Origin of the sequence: Nonomuraea basaltis, from assembly GCF_005893125.1 — a bacterium.
Classification (GTDB): domain Bacteria; phylum Actinomycetota; class Actinomycetes; order Streptosporangiales; family Streptosporangiaceae; genus Nonomuraea; species Nonomuraea basaltis.
This window is the reverse complement of sequence record NZ_VCJS01000160.1, coordinates 23,027-29,532: the sequence shown is the minus strand read 5'-3', so window position 1 is coordinate 29,532 and position 6,506 is coordinate 23,027. Positions and strand designations below refer to the sequence as shown.

Sequence of the window (6,506 nt, the reverse complement as noted above, 5' to 3'; positions counted from 1 at the left end):
CCCACCGGGCCCCGTGCCGCCGCTTCCCGGCCCGCGCCCGCCGACACCTGGCACGCCGAGCCCGGCGAGGCCCGTGCCGGCGCTCGGGGACCCGCGCCCGGCGCCGTCGCCTCGGCTGGCGGCGCTGCGACGGCCGGTGGGCCCCCGGTCGGCGGCGCGGTTGGTGTTGCCGAGCCTGGCGGGGTCGAGGTGGCGGCCGGTGAGGTCGCCGGGGTGCTGGCGCGGCGGCGGGAGCGGTGGCGGGCGTTCGGTGAGGCGTTGCAGCGGGCATACCCCGTCAAATCCGGGTGGCAGGGGTGGCTGCGCGACGACACGCTGGTGTGCCGGTGCGAGGAGGTGCCGCTGGCGCGCGTACGGGAGGCGCAGGAGCTCGGCGCCACCGACGCGCGCTCCATCAAGCTGCTGGCCCGGCCCGGCATGGGCTGGTGCCAGGGCCGCATGTGCGGCTACGCCGTCTCGTGCCTGGCCGGAGAGCCGCCGCAGCCGCCGCGCCGCCCCATCGCCCAGCCTGTCACCCTCGGCGCCCTGAGCGACGCCGACACCGAAGCCCACTGAACAACCCCGACATGGAGGACTCCTTGATGGAACATCGCAGCAAGCCATGGCACGGCGTCATGGTGGCCACCGCGCTGCCCCTGCGCGACGACCTGTCCGTCGACTTCGACGGCTACGCCGCGCACTGCCGCTGGCTGGTCGCGAACGGCTGCGACGGCGTCGTGCCCAACGGGTCGCTCGGCGAGTACCAGACGCTCACCCCGCAGGAGCGCACCCGGGTGATCGAAACGGCGGTCGAGGCCGTCGGGGGCCCCAACGTGATGGCCGGAGCGGGCGCGTACGGCGCCGCCGAGTCCCGCCGCTGGGCCGAGCAGGCGGGGGAGGCGGGCTGCGGCTCGGTGCTCCTGCTGCCGCCCAACGCCTACCGGGCCGACGAGCGGGCGGTCGTCGCGCACTACCGGGAGGTCGCCAGGGCCGGGGTGCCGATCGTGGCCTACAACAACCCGTACGACACCAAGGTCGATCTGACCCCCGCGCTGCTGGCCAGGCTGCACGAGGAGGGCCTGATCGTGGCGGTCAAGGAGTTCAGCGGGGACCCGCGGCGCGCGTACGAGATCGCCGAGCTGACCCCCGAGCTCGACGTCCTGATCGGCTCCGACGACGTGCTGCTCGAGCTGGCCGTGGCCGGGGCGGTCGGGTGGGTCGCCGGCTACCCCAACGCGCTGCCCGCCGCCAGCGTGGCGCTCTACCGCGCCGCGGTCGCCGGCGACCTCGCCACCGCGCTGCCCCTTTACAGGAAACTGCATCCGCTGCTGCGCTGGGACTCCAAGACCGAGTTCGTCCAGGCCATCAAGCTGTCCATGGACCTCGCGGGCCGGTACGGCGGCCCGTGCAGGCAGCCCAGGCAGCCGCTGACCGGCGAGCAGGCCGCCGTCGTACGGGCCGCGACCGAGAAGGCACTGGCAGAAGGGCTGAGATGAGGACCAAACGGGTTTTCCACGCCGTCGACTCCCACACCGAGGGCATGCCCACCCGTGTGATCACCGGAGGCGTGGGCGTGGTCCCCGGCGCCACCATGGCCGAGCGGCGCGTCTACTTCCGTGACCACCTCGACCACATCCGCACCCTGCTGATGACCGAGCCGCGCGGCCACGCCGCCATGAGCGGCGCCATCCTGCAGCCGCCGACCAGGCCGGACGCGGACTTCGGTGTGCTGTTCATCGAGGTGTCAGGGCTGCTGCCGATGTGCGGGCACGGCACCATCGGCGTGGCCACCGTGCTCGTCGAGACCGGCATGGTCGAGGTCGTCGAGCCGGTCACCACCGTGCGCCTGGAGGTCCCGGCCGGGCTGGTCGTAGTGGACGTGGCCGTCGAGGACGGGATGGCCATGTCGGTGACGCTGCGCAACGTGCCCTCGTACTGCGAGCGGCTCGGCGCCGTCGTCACCGTGTCCGGGCTGGGCGAGATCCCGTACGACCTGGCGTACGGCGGCAACTTCTACGCCATCGTCGACCTGGACGCCTACGGCCTGCCGTTCGACCGCAAGGCCAAGAACGAGATCATCGCGGCCGGGCTCGCCACCATGGAGGCGATCAACGCCGCCGACGAGCCCGTGCACCGCGAGGACGACCGCATCCGCGGCTGCCACCACGTCTACTTCGCGGCTCCCGGCTCCGACGCGCACCACTCGCGGCACGCCATGGCCATCCACCCCGGCTGGTTCGACCGCTCGCCGTGCGGCACCGGCACCAGCGCCCGCATGGCCCAGTTGCACGCCCGCGGCGAGCTGCCGCTCGGCCGGGACTTCGTCAACGAGTCGTTCATCGGGACCCGGTTCATCGGCAGGCTCCTGGAGGAGACCACCGTGGGCGGCGGGCCCGCCGTCATCCCCTCGATCACCGGCCGCGCCTGGATCACCGGGACCGCCCAGTACTTCCTGGACCCGCGCGACCCGTTCCCGGCGGGGTTCGAACTATGATCACGACGGTCGACTACCACACGGGCGGGGAGCCGTTCCGGATCGTGACCGGCGGCGTGCCCGAGATCCCCGGCGCCGACGTGCTCTCGCGCCGCACCGCCGCCATGGAGACGCTCGACGACGTGCGGCGGCTGCTCTGCCACGAGCCGCGCGGCCACGCCGACATGTACGGCTGCTTCCTCGTCCCGCCGAACGATCCCGGCGCCCACCTCGGCGTGCTCTTCTGGCACAAGGACGGCTTCTCCACGGCGTGCGGCCACGGCACGATCGCGCTGGGCGCGTACGCGGTGCAGGAGGGCCTGGTCCAGGCCGAGCCCGACGGCGAGACGGACGTGGTGATCGACGTGCCGTCCGGCCGCGTCACCGCTCGGGTGCGCTGCTCCGAGGGGCGGGTGCGGGCGGTCACGTTCGTCAGTGTGCCGTCCTATGTGATCGCGCGCGGCGTGGCCGCCGGTGGCGCGAAGGCCGACATCTCGTACGGTGGCGCCATCTATGCGTCGGTGCCCGCCGGGGCGCTGGGGCTGTCGGTGGAGCCACGGCACCTGACGGCGCTGATCGAGCACGCCCGCCGCATCAAGGCCGACCTGGCCGATCACCCTGCCTCCCGGCACCCGTCCGACGACCGGCTGTCCGGCGTGTACGGGGTGATCTTCTACGACGAGCTGCCCGACGTGGACGGGCAGGCCCACCAGCGCAACGTCACCGTGTTCGCCGACGGGGAGGTGGACCGCTCGCCGTGCGGCTCGGGCACCGCCGCCAGGATGGCGCTGCTGCACGACTCGGGGCTGCGCGGCACGCTGGTCCACGACAGCATCGTCGGCAGCACGTTCCTGGCCCGCGTGGCCGAGGCGGGGGAGCAGGGCGTCGTACCGGAGGTCGAGGGCATGGCGTACCGGACCGGAAGGCACACCTTCGAGCTGGATCCCGAGGATCCGATCGGGACGGGGTTCGCGCTGCGATGAACGTTGTGACAAGGCGATCTCATGCCGACTTCTGAGACCGGTCTGCCGTATCTCGACGCCGCCACCATGGAGCGGCTGGTGCCGGTCGGGCGGGCCGTACAGGTCCTCGAGGACGCCCTGCGAGCCGGGCTCGACCCGGAGGCCACGCCGCAGCGGCCCGTCGTCGACGTGCCCGCCGGGCAGCTCCTCCTGATGCCCGCGGCGGCCGGCCGGTACGTGGGGGTCAAGGCCGTCACCATCGCGCCCGGCAACCCGGGGCGCGGGCTGCCCCGGATTCAGGGGACGTACCTGCTGCTGGACGGCGACACGCTGACGCCGCTGGCGGCCATGGACGGCATCGCGCTCACCTCCCTGCGCACCCCGGCCGTCTCCGCGCTGGCCGTCCGCCACCTGGCCGATCCGCGCGGCGGGAAGCTCGTGGTGTTCGGGAGCGGGCCGCAGGCGTTGGGGCACGTGCCGGCGTTCCGAGAGGTGCGGCCCATCACCGAGGTGACGGTCGTCGGCCGGGACCTCGCCCGGGCGGAGTCGCTCGCCGGCCGCTGCCGCGCCCTCGGCCTGCCCGCCCGCGCCCTGGCCTCCGCCTCTCCTCATGGGCCCGCCGCGACCGACGCGGTGGCGGCGGCGGTGGCCGAGGCGGATCTCGTCGCGTGCTGCACGACCGCCAGAGAACCCCTGTTCCCGGGTATGCTCGCCCGCGACGGCGTCACCGTCGTCGCCGTCGGGTCGCACGAGCCCGGCGCCCGCGAGCTCGACAGCGACCTCGTCGCCCGCGCCACCGTGGTCGTCGAGGCCAGGGCGGCCGCCCTTGAGGAGGCCGGGGATGTGATCATCCCGATCCGCCACGGTACGATCACCACTGGTCATCTCGCCGGAAACCTCGCCGAGCTGATCGCCGGAGAGGTGGTCGCCGGTCCGGGGCCGCGCGTGTTCAAGAGCACCGGCATGGCGTGGGAGGACCTCGTGGTCGCGGCTGCCGCCTACGAGGCGTGGATGTAGGCGAGCGTGGATTTGGGAAGGACGGGCGGATGGCTGCCGAGGATCGGCTCGACCTGCCGATGGTGGGAGAGCGCCAGAGCCTGCGCGAGCAGGTCGCGCAGGCGCTGCGCGCCGCGCTGATCACCGGTGAGATGCGGCCGGGGGTGGTCTACTCCGCGCCGGTGCTGGCCGCCCAGTTCGGCGTCTCGGCCACGCCGGTGCGCGAGGCCATGCTCGACCTGGCCAAGGAGGGCCTGGTCGAGGCGGTGCGGAACAAGGGCTTCCGGGTGACCGAGCTGTCCGACCGCGATCTCGACGAGCTCACCGAGATCCGCCAGCTCATCGAGGTGCCCACGGTGGCGCGGCTGGCGGACAGCTCGCGGGCGGAGGAGTTCGAGCGCCTCAGGCCCATCGCCGAGGAGATCGTCGAGGCCGGCGAGCGCGGCGACCTGCTCGCGTACGTTGACGCCGACCTGCGCTTCCACGTCGAGCTGCTGGCCCTGTCCGGCAACGCCCACCTGGTCACCGTCGTGCGTGATCTGCGCAACAGGGCGAGGCTCTACGGTCTGTCCCAGCTCTCCGAGCGCGGCACGCTGGGCGGCTCGGCCAGGGAGCATCTCGCGCTGCTCGACGCGCTCAAGAGCGGCGACAGCGCGGCCGTGAAGCAGATCATGGAAGAGCACATCGGCCACGTACGCGGCATCTGGGCCGAGCACGTGTGATGTGGCGATCTCATGCCGACTTCTGAGACCGCTGTGTCATGGCGATCTCATGCCGACTTCTGAGACCGCTGTGTCATGGCGATCTCATGCCGACTTCTGAGACCGCTTGAGTTCCGGCATTCGGGGATCCGGCACCCCGCGTTGGAGGTAACCTCTTTGCGGGCCGGCTGAGCGACACCAGACGCCGGACGGCCGGCAGATCGCCCCGTGGCCATGGTCCCGCGCCGGACCTGCCACGTCGGAGGCCACTGCAAAACGGCATCAATCCTGGTCAAGCGGAACCCCGCACTCCGCTGACCTTCCGCGGGCTCGGCACATCCCGCCCACCGAGAGCCGAGCCCCTCCGCCGCGCGCCCGAGACCCCATCTCCGGGCGCGCGGCGGGTCCTCCTACTTCTTGAGTTTCGGCTTCCTGGTGGAGCCCAGGCTGGCGGCCACGATGCAGACGATCGCCGCCCACTGCTGCACGTGCAGGAACTCGCTCAGCAGCAGCAGCCCGATCACCGCCGCGACCGCCGGCTCCAGGCTCATCAGGATGCCGAACACGTGCTTGGGCATGCGCCGCAGCGCCTGCAGCTCCAGCGAGTACGGGATCACCGACGACAGCAGCCCCACGCCCAGCCCGATCAGCAGCAGCTCCGGCTGCAGCAGGTCGGCGCCGCCCGTCGTGACGCCGACCGGAGCGACCACCACGGCCGACACGATCATCGCGAACGCCAGCCCGGTCGTGCCGGGAAAGCGCTGCCCCGCCGCCGCGGACAGCAGGATGTACCCGGCCCAGCAGGCCCCGGCCACCATCGCGAACCCGATGCCGAGCCAGCTCACCGACGCCGACTCGCCCCACGGGGCCAGCAGCACCACGCCCGCGCCCGCCAGCCCGACCCACAGCAGGTCGATCCGGCGCCGCGAGGCCGCCACGGCCACGCCCAGCGGCCCGAGGAACTCGATCGCCACCGCGATGCCCATCGGCAGCCGCATCAGGGCCTCGTAGAACGACAGGTTCATGACGGCCAGCGTCACGCCGAACCCCAGCCCCACCGCCCAGTCCCGCCGGGACAGCCCTTTCAGCCTGGGCCGGACGAACGCGCCCATGATCAGCGCCCCGGCCGCGATGCGCAGGAACACCACCGCGCTCGGCGGCAGCGCCGCGAACAGCTCCTTGGCGAAACCGGCGCCGAGCTGCACCGACACGATCGCGAACAGCACCAGCGAGGAGGGCGGGATCGAGTCGGCGGCGCTCCGCAGCACGTTCCCCGGCCTGGGCAGGCCGGGGCTGCGATCGAACGGATCGTCCAGGGCGAAGGCGGTCACGGGACTCCTCGGGGCAAAGCATGAGATATCGCCGGATGCCGGGGCGACCGCTAGAGCCTACTGG

Annotated in this window: 7 protein-coding genes; 6 read left to right on the top strand and 1 reads right to left on the bottom strand. The window is 72.7% G+C overall.

Annotated elements, in window-relative coordinates; all coding sequences use genetic code 11:
* The 6 genes from EJK15_RS47900 to EJK15_RS47875 all read left to right on the top strand — a co-directional run.
* Nucleotides 1-555: (2Fe-2S)-binding protein (locus EJK15_RS47900; protein ID WP_171074948.1), on the top strand; the 555-nt coding region annotated here is incomplete at its 5' end.
* A gap of 26 nt (nucleotides 556-581) precedes the next feature.
* Nucleotides 582-1,475 carry a dihydrodipicolinate synthase family protein gene (locus tag EJK15_RS47895; RefSeq protein WP_171074947.1) on the top strand — a complete coding sequence of 298 codons (894 nt, stop codon included), beginning with the start codon at nucleotides 582-584 and terminating at the stop codon, nucleotides 1,473-1,475.
* Nucleotides 1,472-2,473, top strand: coding sequence for a proline racemase family protein (locus EJK15_RS47890; protein WP_138717126.1), 1,002 nt, complete (start codon nucleotides 1,472-1,474; stop codon nucleotides 2,471-2,473). The genes EJK15_RS47895 and EJK15_RS47890 overlap by 4 nt, the downstream gene beginning before the upstream one ends.
* The gene (locus EJK15_RS47885) at nucleotides 2,470-3,435 is read left to right on the top strand and encodes a proline racemase family protein (protein WP_138717125.1); all 966 of its coding nucleotides are present in this window, start codon (nucleotides 2,470-2,472) and stop codon (nucleotides 3,433-3,435) included. Before EJK15_RS47890 ends, EJK15_RS47885 begins: the two co-directional genes overlap by 4 nt.
* 21 nt (nucleotides 3,436-3,456) lie before the next feature.
* Nucleotides 3,457-4,431, top strand: a complete 975-nt coding sequence (locus tag EJK15_RS47880; RefSeq protein WP_138717124.1) for an ornithine cyclodeaminase family protein — start codon at nucleotides 3,457-3,459, stop codon at nucleotides 4,429-4,431.
* A 29-nt stretch (nucleotides 4,432-4,460) separates the two neighbouring features.
* A complete protein-coding gene (locus tag EJK15_RS47875) occupies nucleotides 4,461-5,132 on the top strand; it encodes a GntR family transcriptional regulator (RefSeq protein ID WP_138717123.1) in 672 nt (223 codons plus the stop codon).
* A 389-nt stretch (nucleotides 5,133-5,521) separates the two neighbouring features.
* Here EJK15_RS47875 and EJK15_RS47870 read toward each other — a convergent pair whose 3' ends face one another.
* Entirely contained in the window at nucleotides 5,522-6,442 is a 921-nt protein-coding gene (locus tag EJK15_RS47870) for an EamA family transporter (protein ID WP_138717122.1), read from the bottom strand.
* Between the last annotated feature and the right edge of the window lie 64 nt (nucleotides 6,443-6,506).

Excerpts from the sequence above, each read along its gene's own strand:
- EJK15_RS47895 (WP_171074947.1), top strand. The coding sequence starts at position 582 with ATGGAACATCGCAGCAAGCCATGGCACGGCGTCATGGTGGCCACCGCG.
- EJK15_RS47890 (WP_138717126.1), top strand. The coding sequence starts at position 1,472 with ATGAGGACCAAACGGGTTTTCCACGCCGTCGACTCCCACACCGAGGGC.
- EJK15_RS47885 (WP_138717125.1), top strand. The coding sequence starts at position 2,470 with ATGATCACGACGGTCGACTACCACACGGGCGGGGAGCCGTTCCGGATC.
- EJK15_RS47880 (WP_138717124.1), top strand. The coding sequence starts at position 3,457 with ATGCCGACTTCTGAGACCGGTCTGCCGTATCTCGACGCCGCCACCATG.
- EJK15_RS47875 (WP_138717123.1), top strand. The coding sequence starts at position 4,461 with ATGGCTGCCGAGGATCGGCTCGACCTGCCGATGGTGGGAGAGCGCCAG.